Source organism: Pseudomonas sp. RP-B7 (assembly GCF_059803535.1).
Genome location: NZ_JAPFHC010000006.1, coordinates 121430 through 137533, shown reverse-complemented (window position 1 = coordinate 137533; position 16104 = coordinate 121430). Strand labels below are relative to the sequence as shown.

Here is a 16104-nt window from a genome sequence, read left to right as displayed (position 1 = left end):
AACTGTGGGAGCTGACTGCACGGTAAGGTCAGGCCGGTTGCGCTGCGCCGAACGCCCCCTGGCGCAGCAGCAACACCACCAGGCCCAACGCGCTGGCCGCCATCAGGAACGGCAACGCATGCCCGCTGATCCACTGGCTCCCTGCCCCCGCCACCAACGGCCCGATCAGGCAGCCAATCCCCCACAACTGCGCCACGTGGGCATTGGCGCGCACCAGCGCATCGTCGCGATAACGCTCGCCGATCAGAATCAACGACAGGGTGAACAACCCTCCAGCACTGGCGCCGAACACCACCCACACCGGCCAGATCAACAACGTGTGCAAGGTCAGCGGAATCGCCAGGCTCGACGCCAGCAGCAACACCGCACAACTGAGGAACAGCGTGCGTCGCGGCAGGTAGTCAGCCAGCGCACCGATGGGCAATTGCAGCAGCGCATCACCCACCACCACGGTGCTGACCATCGCCAAGGCGATCTCGGCAGTGAAGCCCTGTTGCAGGCAATACACCGGCAGCAGCGTCAGAATCATCGCCTCGAACGCGGCGAATAAGGCCACCGCCCAGGCAATCGCCGGCAGGCTCAGGCAGAAGCGCCACAGGTCGGCGAAGGTCACGCTGAACGACTCGGCAGTGGGTGCACCGGAGCGTCCCAGCAACAACACGGGCGCCACCACCAATAAGCCGACACCCACCCAGAAGCCGTAGTCATGGTCGGTGCCGATCAGGCCCAGCAGCAAGGGCCCGGACAGTTGGCTCAAGGCATAGCTACAGCCATACAGCGCGACCAACCGGCCACGCCATTGCTCCACTACCAACTGGTTGATCCAGCTTTCGCCGAGGATAAACACGATGGTCAGGATCACCCCGATCATCAGCCGCAGCACCAGCCACACCGGATAGCTCGGCAAAATCGCCAGCAAACCGATGGACAGCGCCCCGCCCCACAGGCACAGGCGCATCAAATTGGCAGTGCCCAGCCACGAGGCCAAACGACTGGAAAGCTTCGCCCCCAGCAACACACCAAAAGCTGGCATCGCCGCCATCACCCCGATGGCAAAACTGCCGTAGCCCCAGCCTTCGAGTCGCAGGGACACCAGCGGCATGCTGACCCCCAGGGCCAGGCCAACGCTGAGGACCGAGGCCAGAACGGCGAAATAAGTCGCCCAACGCATGTCCACGCTCCTGTGGATAATTCCTGAGATCACACAAAACACTGTGGGAGCGGGCTTGCTCGCGAATGCGGTAGGCCAGCCAGCTCATCTGGTACTGATACACCGTATTCGCGAGCAAGCCCGCTCCCACACGTTTACCTGCGGTGAGCCCTGAAAGTTACAGCTTGATCCAGGTCGACTTCAGCTCGGTGTATTTGTCGAACGCGTGCAGCGACTTGTCGCGACCATTACCCGATTGCTTGAAGCCACCAAACGGCGCGGTCATGTCGCCACCATCGTATTGGTTGACCCACACGCTACCGGCACGCAGCGCCTTGGCGGTCAGGTGCGCCTTGGAGATGTCCGACGTCCATACTGCTGCGGCCAGGCCGTAGATGGTGTCGTTGGCGATCTCGACCGCTTCTTCGGCACTGTCGAAGGTGATCACCGACAGGACTGGGCCAAAGATCTCTTCCTTGGCGATTTTCATGGCGTTGGTCACACCGTCGAAAATCGTCGGTTCAACATAGGTGCCACCGGTTTCTTCCAGGGTGCGCTTGCCGCCCGCCACCAGCTTGGCGCCATCGGCGTGACCGGCTTCGATATACGACAGCACCGTGTTCATCTGCTGGGTGTCCACCAGTGCACCGACGTTGGTCGCCGGGTCCAGCGGGTTGCCGGGCTTCCAGCCCTTGAGGGCCTCGATCACCATGGGCAGGAATTTGTCCTTGATGGAGCGCTCCACGAGCAGACGCGAACCGGCGGTGCAGACTTCGCCCTGGTTGAAGGCGATGGCGCCGGCGGCGGATTCGGCAGCGGCTTGCAGGTCCGGGGCGTCGGCGAACACGATGTTCGGGCTCTTGCCGCCGGCTTCCAGCCATACACGCTTCATGTTCGACTCGCCGGAGCGGATCAACAGCTGCTTGGCGATCTTGGTCGAACCCGTGAACACCAGGGTGTCGACATCCATGTGCAGCGCCAGCGCGTTGCCTACGGTGTGGCCGTAACCTGGCAACACGTTGAACACGCCTTTTGGAATACCGGCCTCAACGGCCAGGGCAGCGATGCGGATGGCAGTCAACGGAGACTTTTCGGACGGTTTGAGAATCACCGAGTTACCTGTGGACAACGCCGGGCCGAGTTTCCAGCAGGCCATCATCAGCGGGAAGTTCCACGGCACGATGGCAGCGACGACGCCCACCGGCTCGCGCGTCACCAGGCCCAATTGGTCGTGAGGGGTGGCCGCGACTTCGTCGTAGATCTTGTCGATCGCCTCGCCGCTCCAGCTCAGCGCGTTGGCTGCACCGGGCACGTCGATATTCAGGGAGTCACTGATCGGCTTGCCCATATCCAGGGTTTCGAGCAGCGCCAACTCTTCGGCATTGGCCTTGAGCAACGCGGCGAAACGGATCATGGTGGCTTTGCGCTTGGCCGGCGCCAGGCGCGACCAGACACCGGAATTGAAGGTGGCGCGGGCGTTTTCCACGGCGTGCTGGGCGTCGGTGGCGTCACAGCTGGCCACGCTGGCCAGCAGGCGGCCATCGACCGGGCTGATGCATTCGAACGTGTCGCTGGAAGCTGCGGCGGTGTATTCGCCGTTGATGTAGGCGCGGCCTTCGATCTTCAGGTCCTTGGCGCGTTGTTCCCAATCGGCACGGGTCAGGGTGGTCATGCGAGTGTCCTCCTCTTATTGAATACAAGGGCCAGGTGATGTCCCCCGGCAGCCTCAAAGAATTCTTGCCCGGCCAGCCTGCTGTTCGGCTCAAGGCAGCTGCCACCCTAAACCAGCGGCTGGGGATGTTTCAATATATTTGACACAAGCGCGGCAAACGCCCTTGCGATGTTCATTTTAATAAACATAGACTTTGGACTCCCCCACCGCAGGCCAGACGGGACACGCACATGAGCATCCAGGACATCGTCGACTTCAGCCAAGCCAAGACCCCCGCCGACCGTTACCGCCCCGCCGCCGAGAAAGTCCTCAAGGGCGACCCCGAGCAAACGATCTACAACCACTACAACAGCCCATGCGGCCAGATGAGTGCCGGCGTCTGGGAAGGTGAAGTCGGACAGTGGAAGGTCAATTACACCGAACATGAGTACTGCGAGATTGTGCAGGGTGTTTCGGTGCTGCGTGATGCCGACGGCAACGCCAAGACCTTGCGTGCTGGCGATCGCTTCGTGATCCCCGCGGGTTTCAGCGGCACCTGGGAAGTACTGGAGCCGTGCCGCAAGATCTACGTGGTGTTCGAACAAAAAGCCTGATCAACAAATCCGGCGCAAAAAAAAGCCCGTATCGTGAGATACGGGCTTTTTTTCACAAGGAGGAAAATCAATTACTTGATTTTGCCTTCTTTGTAGATCACGTGCTTGCGAACGCGCGGGTCGAACATTTTCTTTTCGAGCTTGTCCGGGGTAGTACGCTTGTTCTTGTCGGTAGTGTAGAAGTGACCAGTACCGGCGCTAGAGATCATTCGAATCAATTCACGCATGATAGAGCTCCTTAGATCTTGCCAGCGGCGCGGATTTCGGCCAGCACGACAGTGATGCCGCGCTTGTCGATGATACGCATGCCTTTGGCAGATACACGCAGGCGAACAAAACGTTTCTCTTCTTCAACCCAGAAGCGGTGATGCTGCAGGTTCGGCAGGAAACGACGACGGGTTTTGTTATTTGCGTGGGAAATGTTATTCCCAGTCACCGGACCCTTACCGGTAACTTGACAGACTCTCGACATGCCTCAGCCCTCTAAAACCACATGCCCAACCCGGCATGGGTTGGCCGCTTAATCTCTCAGTCATTTGGCGCCAGGCGCCGCGTTTCTTTAGGGTCTTACCGGCTACACCTACAAGCGAAGGAACCGGGCCCCTAGAAAAGAGCGCTGCTTTATACCAGAAAGACCCTGGTGCAACAACAGCCCGTGTGTTTTTACCGGTGTAAATCTAGGCAAAACACACCTGAACCGTTGCCAGTAGGGGCCGCTGTCACAGCCGACCGCTCGTCGCACAGATTGATTTACAGCGCCCGCAGGCACGATGAAGTGCTCGGCGAAACGCGCTGAGGCGCCATGAAAACAGCATTTGAAGCAAAAGCACAGGCAAAAATGGACTAGTCATTTTTCAATCAGACCTCTACGGTAGGCCTTTTCCAGACTGCACTCGCAGATGGGCCTTCGATCTGCAAAGGAAACCGAACATGCGCCTCGCTGCCCTACCGCTATTGCTAGCCCCTCTATTTATCGCCCCGCTGGCCACTGCCGCCAACAACTTGAGCGTCTGCACCGAGGCCAGCCCCGAAGGGTTCGATGTGGTGCAGTACAACTCATTGACCACCACCAATGCCTCGGCCGACGTGCTGATGAACCGCCTGGTGGACTATGACGCAGCCGCCGGCAAGCTGGTGCCAAGCCTGGCGGACAGCTGGGACGTCTCGCCGGATGGCCTGACGTACACCTTCAAGCTGCACCCGGACGTAAAATTCCACCGCACCGAATACTTCACCCCGAGCCGCACCCTGACTGCCGAAGATGTGCGCTTCAGCTTCGAACGCATGCTCGACCCGGCCAACCCCTGGCACAAGATTGCCCAGAGCGGCTTCCCCCACGCGCAATCGCTGCAACTGCCAGCGCTGGTGAAGAAGATCGACGCCCTCGACCCACTCACCGTGCGCTTCACCCTCGACCACGCCGACTCCACCTTCCTCGCCGCCCTGAGCATGGGTTTTGCCTCGATCTACCCGGCCGAATACGCCGACAAACTGCTCAAGGCCGGTACGCCGGAGAAGCTCAACAGCCAGCCCATCGGCACCGGTCCGTTCATCTTCAGCCGTTTCCAGAAAGACGCCGTGGTGCGCTACAAGGCCAACTCGGATTATTTCGCCGGCAAACCCGCTGTGGATAACTTGATCTTCGCCATCACGCCGGATGCCAACGTACGCCTGCAGAAACTGCACCGTGATGAATGCCAGATCGCCCTGTCGCCCAAGCCCCTGGACGTGGGTGAGGCCGAAAAGGACCCTGCGCTGAAGGTCGAGAAAACCCCGGCCTACATGACCGCCTTCGTTGCCATCAACAGCCAGCACCCGCCGCTGGACAAGCCCGAAGTACGCCAGGCCATCAACCTCGCCTTCGACAAGGCCAGCTACCTCAAGGCCGTGTTTGAAGGCACCGCCGAAGCCGCCAACGGCCCTTACCCGCCCAATACCTGGGGCTACGCCAAGGATCTGCCGGGTTATCCACAGGACCTCGCCAAAGCCAAGACCCTGCTGGACCGCGCCGGGCTCAAGGACGGCTTCAAGACCACCATCTGGACACGGCCCACCGGCAGCCTGCTGAACCCCAACCCGAACCTTGGTGCACAATTGCTGCAAGCCGACCTGGCTAAGGTCGGTATCCAGGCCGATATCCGCGTGATCGAATGGGGCGAACTGATTCGCCGCGCCAAAGCCGGCGAGCACGACCTGCTGTTCATGGGCTGGGCCGGCGACAACGGCGACCCGGATAACTTCCTGACCCCGCAGTTCTCATGCGCCGCAGTGAAATCCGGCACCAACTTCGCCCGTTACTGCGACCCTGCCCTCGACAAGCTGATCAGCGCTGGCAAGACCACCAACGAGCAAGGGGTGCGCAGCAAGCTGTACCAGCAGGCCCAGGCGCAGATCCAGCAACAGGCGCTGTGGCTGCCACTGGCGCACCCGACCGCGTTTGCCCTGGCACGCAAGAATGTCGAGGGCTATCAAGTGAGCCCGTTCGGCCGCCAGGACTTTTCGAAAGTCCGCGTCAAGCCCTGAACACTCGCCCCGCCCCCCATGGGGCGGGTCTACATCCAGCCGTATTCCGCCATCGACAAGGGGTCCCCGTCCCCCACGATGATGTGATCGAGTACCCGCACGTCCACCACTTCCAGGGCCTTTTGCAGCAACTTGGTCAATTTTCGATCAGCTGCACTGGGCTCAAGGCTGCCGGAAGGGTGGTTGTGACACAGGATCAAGGCCGCGGCGTTGTATGCCAGGGCACGCTTGACCACTTGCCGCGGATAAACCACGGCGGTGTCGATAGTGCCTTGGGACAACGCCTCGAACCCCAGTACCCGATGCTTCGAGTCGAGGAACAGGCAGCCGAAAACCTCATGGGGCTCATGCCGCAATAGCGCCTTGAGGTAATCACGTACCGCTACCGGGCTTTCCAGCACCGAGTCACTGCGCAAACGCTCTGCCAGGTGCCGCCGGGACATTTCGAGCACCGCCTGCAACTGCGCAAACTTGGCCGGCCCCAAACCCAGATGCTGGCTGAACAAGCTCTGACTGGCCTCCAACAGTGGACGCAAACCGCCAAATTGCGTCAGCAAATGGCGCGCCAGGTCCACCGCACTTCTGCCGGAAACCCCCGTACGCAGGAAGATCGCCAGCAACTCGGCATCCGAAAGGCTCTTCGCCCCCCATTCCAACAGTTTCTCCCGTGGCCGCTCCGCCACAGGCCAATCGCGAATACTCATCCCACCTCCCTCTTCGTAAGCGCCATGGCATGCACGCCGCTGTTGCCTGGCGGACGCTGTGTTATCGTAAGCCCTCTTTTTTGCATGTGATTTCCCCTGGGGAGGGGGTATCGCAGGCGTCACTGAACTGGCATCACTGAACTGGAAAGGCAAACCAATGCAGCGTCTGTATCGGAAACGCATCGTTCTCGGCGTCGGCGGCGGCATTGCCGCCTACAAGAGCGCAGAACTGGTTCGCAGGCTCCTGGACCAGGGCGCCGAAGTGCGCGTGGTCATGACCCGCGGTGGCAGTGAGTTCATTACCCCTCTGACCATGCAGGCGCTGTCCGGCCACCCGGTTCACCTGGACCTGCTGGACCCGGCCGCCGAAGCCGCCATGGGCCACATCGAGCTGGCCAAATGGGCCGACCTGGTACTGATCGCCCCGGCCACCGCCGACCTGATCGCCCGCCTGGCCCAAGGCATCGCCGATGACCTGCTGACCACCCTGGTACTGGCCACCGACGCCACCGTCGCCATCGCCCCAGCCATGAACCAGGCCATGTGGCGCGACCCGGCCACCCAGGCCAACACCCAACTCCTGCAAAGCCGTGGCCTCAAGGTGTTCGGCCCGGCCTCCGGCAGCCAGGCCTGCGGTGACGTCGGCATGGGTCGCATGCTTGAAGCCACCGACCTGGCGTTGTGCGCCGCGGAGTGCTTCCAACACCTGGCCCTGACCGGCAAGCACGTGCTGATCACCGCCGGGCCGACCCAGGAAAACATCGACCCGGTGCGCTACATCACCAACCATAGCTCAGGAAAAATGGGCTTTGCCTTGGCGGAAGCGGCGGTCGAGGCAGGCGCACGCGTCACCCTGATCACCGGCCCGGTGCATTTGCCGACCCCCGATCGCGTCACGCGAATCGACGTCGTCAGCGCACGGGACATGCTTGCGGCCTGTGAAGCGGCGATTCCGTGCGACCTGTTTATCGCCTCGGCAGCGGTTGCGGATTACCGCCCGGAAGTCGTCGCCCCGCAAAAGCTCAAGAAAGACCCTACGAGCGGTGACGGCCTGCTCCTGCAAATGGTGCGCAACCCAGACATCCTGGCCACCATTGCCACCCGTCCGGACCGTCCGTTCAGCGTTGGTTTCGCCGCCGAGACGGAGCACCTGCTGGACTATGCTTCGCGCAAATTGAAAGACAAAAACCTCGACCTGATCGTTGCCAACGATGTCGCCAACCCGAGCATCGGCTTCAACAGTGAGGAAAACGCCTGCAGCGTGATCGACCGCGAGCTGCACGCCACCCTTTTCGCCCAGACCAGCAAAGGCAAGATTGCCCGCCAACTGATCTCATTTATCGCCCAACGGCTGAACCAGGTTTAATTTCCATGCACGCTTTGCAAGCCAAGATCCTCGACCCCCGCATCGGCACCGACTTCCCACTGCCGGCCTACGCCACCGAAGGCTCCGCCGGCCTGGACCTGCGCGCCATGCTCAAGGAAGACACCGTCCTTGAACCGGGCCAGACCGTCCTGATTCCCACCGGCCTGTCGATCTACATCGGCGATCCGGGCCTGGCCGCGCTGGTTCTGCCGCGCTCGGGCCTGGGCCATAAACACGGGATCGTGCTGGGCAACCTGGTCGGCCTGATCGACTCGGACTACCAGGGCGAGTTGATGGTGTCGTGCTGGAACCGTGGCCAGACCGCGTTCAACATCGCCGTCGGCGAGCGCATCGCGCAGCTGGTGCTGGTGCCGGTGGTGCAGGCGCACTTCGAACTGGTTACGGAATTTGCTGAAACACAACGTGGCGCAGGCGGCTTTGGCCATTCTGGCAGCCACTGACTACGCTGAATCAAACCGGGCAGCCCAGCCCGGTGCGATGCCACCGCATGGCTTTTCGGGATGAAGAATGCGCGGACCTAATCAGCGAGATTTCACGAGCTAAATCAACAGATTACGCACGATGAAGCACGGAGCGACTGCTCCGATGGCATTTTTGCACCACGAACTCTCTGCCGAAAAAGCCGTCATACCCTTCAGTTTGAGCCTGCCGGTCAGCCGCTTTACGGCCAGCCTTGCCCCTTTCAGATGGAGTTTCCCCCCGCGATGAGTACCGCAGCCCGAGTAGCCCCGACATTCCCCGACAGCATCTTTCGCGCCTACGACATTCGTGGCGTAGTGCCCAAGACCCTGACCGCCGAAACCGCCTACTGGATCGGCCGCGCCATTGGCGCCCAAAGCCTGGCGCAGGATGAGCCCAATGTCTCGGTTGGCCGTGACGGCCGCCTGTCTGGCCCGGAGTTGGTGGAGCAACTGATCCAGGGGCTGGCCGATAGTGGTTGCCACGTCAGCGACGTCGGCCTGGTGCCAACACCGGCGCTGTACTACGCCGCCAACGTCCTGGCCGGCAAGTCCGGGGTGATGCTCACCGGCAGCCATAACCCGTCGGACTACAACGGCTTCAAGATTGTCATCGCTGGCGACACCCTGGCCAACGAACAGATCCAGGCCCTGCACACACGCCTGAAGACCAACGACCTGAGCAGCGGCAAAGGCAGCATCACCAAGGTCGACATCCTGCCGCGCTACGCCGATGAAATTACCCGCGACGTCAAGCTCGCCCGCCGCCTCAAAGTGGTCGTGGACTGCGGCAACGGCGCGGCCGGCGTGATCGCACCGCAACTGCTCGAAGCGCTGAACTGTGAAGTGATCCCGCTGTTCTGCGAAGTCGACGGCCACTTCCCCAACCACCACCCGGACCCGGGCAAGCCCGAAAACCTGGTGGACCTGATCGCCAAGGTCAAGGAAACCGGGGCTGATGTCGGCCTGGCCTTCGACGGCGACGGTGACCGCGTCGGCGTAGTGACCGAAACCGGCGAGATCGTGTTCCCAGACCGCCTGCTGATGCTGTTCGCCCGTGACGTGGTGGCGCGCAACCCCAACGCCGAGATCATCTTCGACGTCAAGTGCACCCGCCGCCTCACCCCGCTGATCAAGGAATATGGCGGCCGCCCGCTAATGTGGAAGACCGGCCACTCGTTGATCAAAAAGAAAATGAAAGAAACCGGCGCCCTGTTGGCCGGCGAAATGAGCGGTCACGTGTTCTTCAAGGAACGCTGGTTCGGTTTTGACGACGGCATTTACAGCGCCGCTCGTCTGCTGGAGATCCTCAGCAAGGAAAAATCCACGGCCCAAGAGCTGTTTGAGACCTTCCCGAATGATATTTCTACGCCAGAGATCAATATCCATGTGACCGAGGAGAGCAAATTCAGCATCATTGACGCACTGCACGATGCGCAATGGGGCGAAGGCGCCAACCTGACCACCATTGATGGTGTGCGAGTCGATTACGCCAAAGGCTGGGGCCTGGTTCGCGCGTCCAACACCACACCGGTGCTGGTCCTGCGTTTCGAGGCGGATACCGAGGCTGAGTTGCAGCGCATCAAGGACGTGTTCCACGCCCAGTTGAAACGTGTTGCCCCTGATCTCCAATTACCGTTCTGATTTTTTGCACCGGAGCCCTGAATGACCCTCGAACGCGAAGCCGCTGCCAACACCGCCAAGGTCCTTTCCGAAGCGTTGCCTTACATTCGACGCTACGTCGGCAAGACGCTGGTGATCAAATACGGCGGCAATGCCATGGAAAGCGAAGAGCTGAAAACCGGCTTTGCCCGTGACATCGTGCTGATGAAAGCCGTGGGGATCAACCCGGTGGTGGTCCACGGTGGCGGCCCGCAGATCGGCGACCTGCTCAAGCGCTTGTCGATCGAGAGTCATTTCATCGATGGCATGCGCGTGACTGACGCACAGACCATGGATGTGGTGGAAATGGTCCTCGGTGGCCAGGTGAACAAGGACATCGTCAACCTGATCAACCGCCACGGCGGCAGCGCCATTGGCCTGACCGGCAAGGACGCGGAACTGATCCGCGCGAAAAAACTGACAGTCACCCGTCAGACGCCGGAAATGACCCAGCCGGAAATCATCGACATCGGCCAGGTGGGCGAAGTGATCGGTATCAACACCGACCTGCTGAACCTGCTGGTCAAGGGTGACTTTATCCCGGTGATCGCGCCTATCGGCGTGGGCGCCAACGGCGAGTCCTACAACATCAACGCCGACCTGGTAGCAGGCAAGGTGGCGGAAGCGCTGAAGGCTGAAAAGCTGATGCTGCTGACCAACATCGCCGGCCTGATGGACAAGGAAGGCAAGGTGTTGACCGGCTTGACCACGCAACAAGTGGACGAGTTGATCGCCGATGGCACCATCTACGGCGGCATGCTGCCGAAGATCCGTTGCGCACTGGAAGCGGTGCAAGGTGGCGTGGGCAGCTCGCTGATCCTCGACGGCCGGGTTCCGAATGCAATCCTCCTGGAAATCTTCACCGATACCGGTGTGGGCACACTGATCAGTAACCGCAAGCGTCCTTAAACGCTACAAACAAAAGGCCCCGCTCAATTTGATTGAGCGGGGCCTTTTTTATGTGCGCTGAACCTGTAGACCAATGGAGATCCCCTTTTGGGAGCGGGCTTGCTCGCGAAAGCGGAGTGTCAGTCAGCAGATATGTTTCTGAAACACCGTATTCGCGAGCAAGCTCGCTCCCACACAAGCCCACCCCACAGGACTTACTGCGTCAGACGCCAAACTGCTCGCGGTACGCACGCACCGCCGGCAAATGCTGCTTGAGCTGCGGATCATCTTCCAGGAACTGCAGCACCTGGTTCAGCGACACGATGCTCACCACCGGAATGCCGAAATCGCGCTCCACTTCCTGGATCGCCGACAATTCACCGTTGCCACGCTCCTGGCGGTTCAGCGCGATCAGCACGCCAGCGGCCTTGGCGCCGTCTTGGGAAGCGATGATCTGCATCACTTCGCGGATGGCGGTGCCAGCGGTGATCACGTCGTCGATGATCAGCACGTCACCCTTGAGCGGCGCCCCGACCAGACTGCCGCCTTCGCCGTGGGCCTTGGCCTCTTTACGGTTGAAGCACCAAGGCAGATCCTGCCCATGATGCTCCGCCAACGCCACGGCCGTAGCGGCCGCCAAAGGAATGCCCTTGTAGGCTGGGCCAAACAGCACATCAAAGGAAATACCGCTTTCAACGATGGCCGCTGCGTAGAAACGACCCAGTTGCGCCAGGGCCGAGCCCGAGTTGAACAAGCCTGCATTGAAGAAGTACGGGCTGGTGCGCCCGGACTTCAAAGTGAACTCACCGAAGCGCAAAACGCCGCGATCGATGGCAAAACGAATGAAATCGCGTTGATACGCCTGCATGAAAAAAGCCTCAGATACCACGGATTTAGCTAATTAGGTAGACGGCGTGTATCATACACGCACGCGATTTTTGGGGCCATTTATGCGGATCATCAGTGTGAACGTTAATGGTATTCAGGCTGCAGTCGAGCGTGGTTTGCTCAGTTGGCTGCAAGCCCAGAATGCCGACGTCATCTGCCTGCAGGACACCCGCGCCTCCGCCTTTGAACTGGACGACCCAGCCTTCCAACTGGATGGCTACTTCCTTTATGCCTGCGATGCCGAAGTGCCCACCCAAGGTGGCGTGGCTTTGTACTCGCGGTTGCAACCCAAGGCGGTCATCAGCGGCCTCGGCTTCGAGACAGCCGACCGCTACGGGCGCTACCTGCAAGCCGATTTCGACAAGGTCAGCATCGCGACCTTGCTGCTTCCTTCGGGGCAGAACGGCGATGAAGACTTGAACCAGAAGTTCAAGCTAATGGACGATTTCGCCCGTTACCTTGATAAACAGCGACGCAAGCGTCGCGAGTACATTTATTGTGGCTCGCTGTACGTGGCGCAACAGAAGCTGGATATCAAGAACTGGCGTGACAGCCAGCAATCCCCGGGCTTCCTGGCGCCGGAACGGGCCTGGATGGACGAGATTGTCGGCAACATGGGTTATGTCGATGCCCTGCGCGAAGTCAGCCGCGAAGGCGACCAGTACAGCTGGTGGCCAGACAACGAACAGGCCGAGATGCTCAACCTGGGCTGGCGTTTCGACTACCAGTTGCTGACCCCTGGCCTGCGCCGGTTTGTTCGCAGCGCACGCTTGCCGCGCCAGCCGCGCTTCTCGCAGCACGCGCCGCTGATCGTGGACTACGACTGGACACTGACCATCTAAGGTCTTTTTCCAGGCACAAAAAAACCGACATCGCTGTCGGTTTTTTTGTGGGCGTTCATTATTTGATCAGGCGCCAGGTCAAGGGATAGCGGTAGGCGATGCCCTTGTTGGCCTTGATCGCGCCGATGATCGTCAGCGCCACACCGGCGATGGCCAGCGCCGTCATCAGGAAAAACCCGATGACCGCAAAAGCCAACACGATGCAAACAATCCAGGCGATGGCCACGGTGATCTGGAAATTCAGCGCCTCCTTGCCCTGATCATCAATGAACGGGTCCAATTCCTTCTTCATCTGCCACAGGATCAGCGGCCCCACGACGCTGCCGAAGGGGAATATAAACCCCAGAAACGCCGCGAGATGGCACAACATCGCGCCCTGGCGCACTTCGTAGGAAGGCGTAGGTACCGGCACTTGGTTGTCATTCATGGCGCTTCTCCTTGAGACGGGTTCAGTCAGCCAGTGCGGCGTTCTGCAGTTCGAAGATCTCGGTCATGCCCTTCTGGGCCAGGGCGAGCATGGCGTTCAGCTCGGCCGGCTGGAATGGCGCGCCTTCGGCGGTGCCCTGCACTTCGATGAAACCACCGGTGCTGGTCATCACCACGTTCAGGTCGGTCTCGGCAGCCGAGTCTTCCAGGTAGTCCAGGTCCAGTACAGGCTCGCCCTGGTACATGCCCACCGATACGGCGGCGATCATTTGCTTGAGCGGGTCGCCACCTTTCAGGCCGCCACGCTTCTTGATCACTTTGAGTGCATCAACCAGGGCCACCATGGCGCCGGTGATGGATGCCGTGCGGGTGCCGCCGTCAGCCTGGATCACGTCGCAGTCGACGTACAGGGTCACATCGCCCAGCTTGGACATGTCCAGCGCCGCGCGCAGGGAACGGCCGATCAGGCGCTGGATCTCCAGGGTGCGCCCGCCTTGCTTGCCACGGCTGGCTTCACGCTGGTTACGCTCGCCGGTGGCGCGCGGCAGCATGCCGTACTCGGCAGTCAACCAACCCTGGCCCTGGCCTTTGAGGAAACGTGGCACGCCGTTTTCGACGCTGACGGTGCAGATCACCTTGGTATCGCCAAACTCGACCAGTACAGAACCCTCGGCGTGTTTGGTGTAGTTGCGGGTGATGCGGATCGAGCGGAGCTGATCGGCAACGCGACCACTTGGACGTTTCATAGGGGATACCTGTACAGAGGACGAAAAACTGCCGGACATTATAGAGCCGCGAACCGATTCGGGGCACGCCTAAAAAATTCGCTTACGAATGCTCGGGCCGTCGCCCATTGTTTGGGCGCGCTCGCCCCACTGCGCTACAATCCTGCGCCTTCTTAACCATCAGCCCGAGTACACGGGCTGCAACGCGAGGTACCTCCATGGTGCACAGCATGACCGCCTTCGCCCGCGTCGAAAAAGCCGGCGTCCAAGGCACCCTGAGCTGGGAACTGCGCTCGGTCAACAGCCGCTACCTGGAGCCGCACCTGCGCCTGCCGGAATCGTTCCGCGACCTCGAAGGCGCCGTCCGTGAAGCACTGCGCCAGGGCATCTCCCGCGGCAAGCTGGAGTGCACCCTGCGTTTTACCGAGGAAACCACCGGCAAGCCGCTGCAGGTAGACCGCGACCGCGCCGCGCAACTGGTCGCCGCCGCCGAGACCATCGCCGGCCTGATCAAGCAACCCGCCGCGCTGAACCCCCTGGAAGTCCTGGCCTGGCCCGGCGTGCTGGTGGCCGACGCCAGCGACCCGCAAGCCCTCAACGCCGAAGCCCTCGCCCTGTTCAACCAGGGCTTGAAGGAACTGAAAGCCGGCCGCGAGCGTGAAGGCGCCGAACTGGCCCGTTTGATCAACGAACGCCTGACGTCGATCGAAGAAGACGTGGTCACCCTGCGCGAGCTGGTACCGCAGATGCTGGCGACCCAACGCCAGAAGGTCCTCGATCGCTTCACCGACATGAAAGCCGACCTCGACCCGACGCGCCTGGAGCAGGAAATGGTGCTGCTGGCGCAAAAGAGCGACGTCGCCGAAGAGCTCGACCGCCTGAGCACCCACATCCTTGAAGTGCGCCGCGTGCTCAAGTCCGCCGGCGCCGCCGGTCGGCGCCTGGACTTCCTGATGCAGGAACTCAACCGGGAAGCCAATACACTGGGTTCCAAGGCGTTCGATCCGCGCAGCACACAAGCGGCGGTCAACCTTAAAGTGTTGATCGAGCAGATGCGCGAACAAGTACAGAATATTGAGTAAGGCAACTTCCATGACCCACAGCACCGGCACCCTTTACATCATTTCCGCTCCTTCGGGCGCGGGCAAGAGCAGCCTGGTCAAGGCCTTGACCGACGCTGACGCGCAGATCCGCATCTCGGTCTCCCACACCACCCGCGCCATGCGCCCGGGCGAGGTGAACGGCGTGCACTATCACTTCGTCGAGCGCACCGAATTCGTCAAGATGATCGAACACGGCGACTTCCTCGAACGCGCCGAAGTCTTCGGCAACCTCTACGGCACCTCGCAAAGCCACCTGCAGCAGACCCTGGACGAAGGCCACGACCTGATCCTGGAAATCGACTGGCAGGGCGCCGAGCAAGTACGCAAGCTGATGCCCCAGGCGCGCTCGATCTTCATCCTGCCGCCATCCCTCGACGCCTTGCACCAGCGCCTGACCAACCGCGGCCAGGACAGCGACGAGATCATCGAAGGCCGCATGCGTGAAGCCGTCAGCGAAATGAGCCACTACGTCGACTACGACTACCTGATCATCAACGACGACTTTTCCCACGCGCTGGATGATTTGAAGGCGATTTTCCGCACCAATCAGCTCCAGCAAAAGCGTCAACAGCAGCGTTTCGGCAAATTATTGGCTGAACTGCTCGGCTGATTGGCTCTTCCCAAAACCGCTGCAAGGGCTTTACATTGGCACTTGCGGCGGTTTACGAAGGCTCGCGAAAAATCAGCGCTTCCCTAAACGCTGGTGATTTTTTAAACTGTTCAGTCCGCTCGCCCAACCGGGCAGCGCGCATCTTGCATTCGCTCCGAGGAATACCATGGCCCGCGTAACCGTTGAAGACTGCCTAGAACACGTGGATAACCGCTTTGAGCTGGTCATGCTCTCTACCAAGCGTGCCCGTCAACTGGCCACTGGCGGCAAAGAGCCACTGGTCCAGTGGGAAAACGACAAGCCTACCGTTGTAGCCCTGCGTGAAATCGCTGAAGGCCTGATGAGCTACGAGTTCATCGCCAACGCTGAAATCGTTGAAGACGAACCGCTGTTTGCAGCGTTCGAGGACGAGTCCAACGAGGCCGTCTAAGCCTATGCCTGGTCGACGTAGCACGGCGCGGGGTCACAGCCAT

17 protein-coding genes and 1 pseudogene are annotated in these 16104 nt (G+C 60.8%); 10 read left to right on the top strand and 8 right to left on the bottom strand.

Translation table 11 applies throughout. From position 1 onward, the window contains the following. Positions 1-28: 28 nt before the first annotated feature. Together OPU96_RS08390 and OPU96_RS08385 are read right to left on the bottom strand one after the other, a co-directional pair. Positions 29-1171 carry an MFS transporter gene (locus OPU96_RS08390; protein WP_498558957.1) on the bottom strand — a complete coding sequence of 381 codons (1143 nt, stop codon included), beginning with the start codon at positions 1169-1171 and terminating at the stop codon, positions 29-31. Between the two features lie 157 nt (positions 1172-1328). After that, positions 1329-2822 carry an aldehyde dehydrogenase gene (locus OPU96_RS08385; RefSeq protein ID WP_498558956.1) on the bottom strand — a complete coding sequence of 498 codons (1494 nt, stop codon included), beginning with the start codon at positions 2820-2822 and terminating at the stop codon, positions 1329-1331. Positions 2823-3052: 230 nt separating this feature from the next. Between OPU96_RS08385 and OPU96_RS08380 the strand changes: the two genes are divergently transcribed. Beyond that, complete coding sequence (locus tag OPU96_RS08380) at positions 3053-3415, top strand: cupin domain-containing protein (RefSeq protein ID WP_192298005.1); 363 nt, start codon at positions 3053-3055, stop codon at positions 3413-3415. A gap of 71 nt (positions 3416-3486) precedes the next feature. Here the strand turns inward: OPU96_RS08380 and rpmG are convergent, their stop codons facing one another. Together rpmG and rpmB are read right to left on the bottom strand one after the other, a co-directional pair. After that, the gene (gene rpmG, locus OPU96_RS08375) at positions 3487-3642 is read right to left on the bottom strand and encodes a 50S ribosomal protein L33 (RefSeq protein WP_003176906.1); all 156 of its coding nucleotides are present in this window, start codon (positions 3640-3642) and stop codon (positions 3487-3489) included. A gap of 11 nt (positions 3643-3653) precedes the next feature. Beyond that, the gene (rpmB, locus tag OPU96_RS08370; RefSeq protein ID WP_003176907.1) at positions 3654-3887 is read right to left on the bottom strand and encodes a 50S ribosomal protein L28; all 234 of its coding nucleotides are present in this window, start codon (positions 3885-3887) and stop codon (positions 3654-3656) included. A 458-nt stretch (positions 3888-4345) separates the two neighbouring features. On the opposite strand from rpmB, the gene OPU96_RS08365 reads away from it, so the two are divergent. After that, positions 4346-5938: an ABC transporter substrate-binding protein gene (locus OPU96_RS08365; protein ID WP_498558955.1), complete on the top strand. Its 1593-nt coding sequence runs from the start codon at positions 4346-4348 to the stop codon at positions 5936-5938. Positions 5939-5967: 29 nt separating this feature from the next. Here the strand turns inward: OPU96_RS08365 and radC are convergent, their stop codons facing one another. Next, positions 5968-6642, bottom strand: a complete 675-nt coding sequence (gene radC, locus OPU96_RS08360; protein WP_192298007.1) for a RadC family protein — start codon at positions 6640-6642, stop codon at positions 5968-5970. 157 nt (positions 6643-6799) lie between these two features. Here radC and coaBC point away from each other — a divergent pair, with 157 nt between their 5' ends. The 4 genes and pseudogenes from coaBC to argB all read left to right on the top strand — a co-directional run bounded on the left by coaBC (position 6800) and on the right by argB (position 11058). Continuing rightward, a complete protein-coding gene (coaBC, locus tag OPU96_RS08355; protein WP_192298008.1) occupies positions 6800-8008 on the top strand; it encodes a bifunctional phosphopantothenoylcysteine decarboxylase/phosphopantothenate--cysteine ligase CoaBC in 1209 nt (402 codons plus the stop codon). A 5-nt stretch (positions 8009-8013) separates the two neighbouring features. Beyond that, the gene (gene dut, locus OPU96_RS08350; RefSeq protein ID WP_192298009.1) at positions 8014-8469 is read left to right on the top strand and encodes a dUTP diphosphatase; all 456 of its coding nucleotides are present in this window, start codon (positions 8014-8016) and stop codon (positions 8467-8469) included. Between the two features lie 246 nt (positions 8470-8715). Further along, positions 8716-10131 (top strand): annotated as a pseudogene (locus OPU96_RS08345) (phosphomannomutase/phosphoglucomutase); the annotation flags it as partial. Positions 10132-10152: 21 nt separating this feature from the next. Next, positions 10153-11058, top strand: a complete 906-nt coding sequence (argB, locus tag OPU96_RS08340) for an acetylglutamate kinase (RefSeq protein WP_017735763.1) — start codon at positions 10153-10155, stop codon at positions 11056-11058. Positions 11059-11260: 202 nt separating this feature from the next. Here the strand turns inward: argB and pyrE are convergent, their stop codons facing one another. Further along, on the bottom strand, positions 11261-11905 hold the full coding sequence (gene pyrE, locus OPU96_RS08335) for an orotate phosphoribosyltransferase (RefSeq protein WP_028618476.1): 645 nt from the start codon (positions 11903-11905) through the stop codon (positions 11261-11263). A gap of 82 nt (positions 11906-11987) precedes the next feature. Here pyrE and crc point away from each other — a divergent pair, with 82 nt between their 5' ends. Further along, on the top strand, positions 11988-12767 hold the full coding sequence (crc, locus tag OPU96_RS08330) for a catabolite repression control protein Crc (protein WP_003195493.1): 780 nt from the start codon (positions 11988-11990) through the stop codon (positions 12765-12767). A gap of 58 nt (positions 12768-12825) precedes the next feature. On the opposite strand, the gene OPU96_RS08325 is transcribed toward crc, so the two are convergent. Next, positions 12826-13194, bottom strand: coding sequence for a DUF4870 domain-containing protein (locus tag OPU96_RS08325; protein WP_192298011.1), 369 nt, complete (start codon positions 13192-13194; stop codon positions 12826-12828). 22 nt (positions 13195-13216) lie between these two features. Continuing rightward, complete coding sequence (rph, locus tag OPU96_RS08320; protein ID WP_017735760.1) at positions 13217-13939, bottom strand: ribonuclease PH; 723 nt, start codon at positions 13937-13939, stop codon at positions 13217-13219. Positions 13940-14136: 197 nt separating this feature from the next. Here rph and OPU96_RS08315 point away from each other — a divergent pair, with 197 nt between their 5' ends. The 3 genes from OPU96_RS08315 (at position 14137) to rpoZ (ending at position 16061) form a co-directional block, all read left to right on the top strand. After that, a complete protein-coding gene (locus tag OPU96_RS08315; protein WP_192298012.1) occupies positions 14137-15000 on the top strand; it encodes a YicC/YloC family endoribonuclease in 864 nt (287 codons plus the stop codon). A gap of 10 nt (positions 15001-15010) precedes the next feature. Beyond that, complete coding sequence (gmk, locus tag OPU96_RS08310; protein WP_192298013.1) at positions 15011-15631, top strand: guanylate kinase; 621 nt, start codon at positions 15011-15013, stop codon at positions 15629-15631. A 166-nt stretch (positions 15632-15797) separates the two neighbouring features. Continuing rightward, positions 15798-16061, top strand: coding sequence for a DNA-directed RNA polymerase subunit omega (rpoZ, locus tag OPU96_RS08305; protein WP_003176920.1), 264 nt, complete (start codon positions 15798-15800; stop codon positions 16059-16061). The last annotated feature ends 43 nt before the right edge of the window (positions 16062-16104 follow it).

Excerpts from the sequence above, each read along its gene's own strand:
- OPU96_RS08390 (WP_498558957.1), bottom strand. The coding sequence starts at position 1,171 with ATGCGTTGGGCGACTTATTTCGCCGTTCTGGCCTCGGTCCTCAGCGTT.
- OPU96_RS08385 (WP_498558956.1), bottom strand. The coding sequence starts at position 2,822 with ATGACCACCCTGACCCGTGCCGATTGGGAACAACGCGCCAAGGACCTG.
- OPU96_RS08380 (WP_192298005.1), top strand. The coding sequence starts at position 3,053 with ATGAGCATCCAGGACATCGTCGACTTCAGCCAAGCCAAGACCCCCGCC.
- rpmG (WP_003176906.1), bottom strand. The coding sequence starts at position 3,642 with ATGCGTGAATTGATTCGAATGATCTCTAGCGCCGGTACTGGTCACTTC.
- rpmB (WP_003176907.1), bottom strand. The coding sequence starts at position 3,887 with ATGTCGAGAGTCTGTCAAGTTACCGGTAAGGGTCCGGTGACTGGGAAT.
- OPU96_RS08365 (WP_498558955.1), top strand. The coding sequence starts at position 4,346 with ATGCGCCTCGCTGCCCTACCGCTATTGCTAGCCCCTCTATTTATCGCC.
- radC (WP_192298007.1), bottom strand. The coding sequence starts at position 6,642 with ATGAGTATTCGCGATTGGCCTGTGGCGGAGCGGCCACGGGAGAAACTG.
- coaBC (WP_192298008.1), top strand. The coding sequence starts at position 6,800 with ATGCAGCGTCTGTATCGGAAACGCATCGTTCTCGGCGTCGGCGGCGGC.
- dut (WP_192298009.1), top strand. The coding sequence starts at position 8,014 with ATGCACGCTTTGCAAGCCAAGATCCTCGACCCCCGCATCGGCACCGAC.
- argB (WP_017735763.1), top strand. The coding sequence starts at position 10,153 with ATGACCCTCGAACGCGAAGCCGCTGCCAACACCGCCAAGGTCCTTTCC.
- pyrE (WP_028618476.1), bottom strand. The coding sequence starts at position 11,905 with ATGCAGGCGTATCAACGCGATTTCATTCGTTTTGCCATCGATCGCGGC.
- crc (WP_003195493.1), top strand. The coding sequence starts at position 11,988 with ATGCGGATCATCAGTGTGAACGTTAATGGTATTCAGGCTGCAGTCGAG.
- OPU96_RS08325 (WP_192298011.1), bottom strand. The coding sequence starts at position 13,194 with ATGAATGACAACCAAGTGCCGGTACCTACGCCTTCCTACGAAGTGCGC.
- rph (WP_017735760.1), bottom strand. The coding sequence starts at position 13,939 with ATGAAACGTCCAAGTGGTCGCGTTGCCGATCAGCTCCGCTCGATCCGC.
- OPU96_RS08315 (WP_192298012.1), top strand. The coding sequence starts at position 14,137 with ATGGTGCACAGCATGACCGCCTTCGCCCGCGTCGAAAAAGCCGGCGTC.
- gmk (WP_192298013.1), top strand. The coding sequence starts at position 15,011 with ATGACCCACAGCACCGGCACCCTTTACATCATTTCCGCTCCTTCGGGC.
- rpoZ (WP_003176920.1), top strand. The coding sequence starts at position 15,798 with ATGGCCCGCGTAACCGTTGAAGACTGCCTAGAACACGTGGATAACCGC.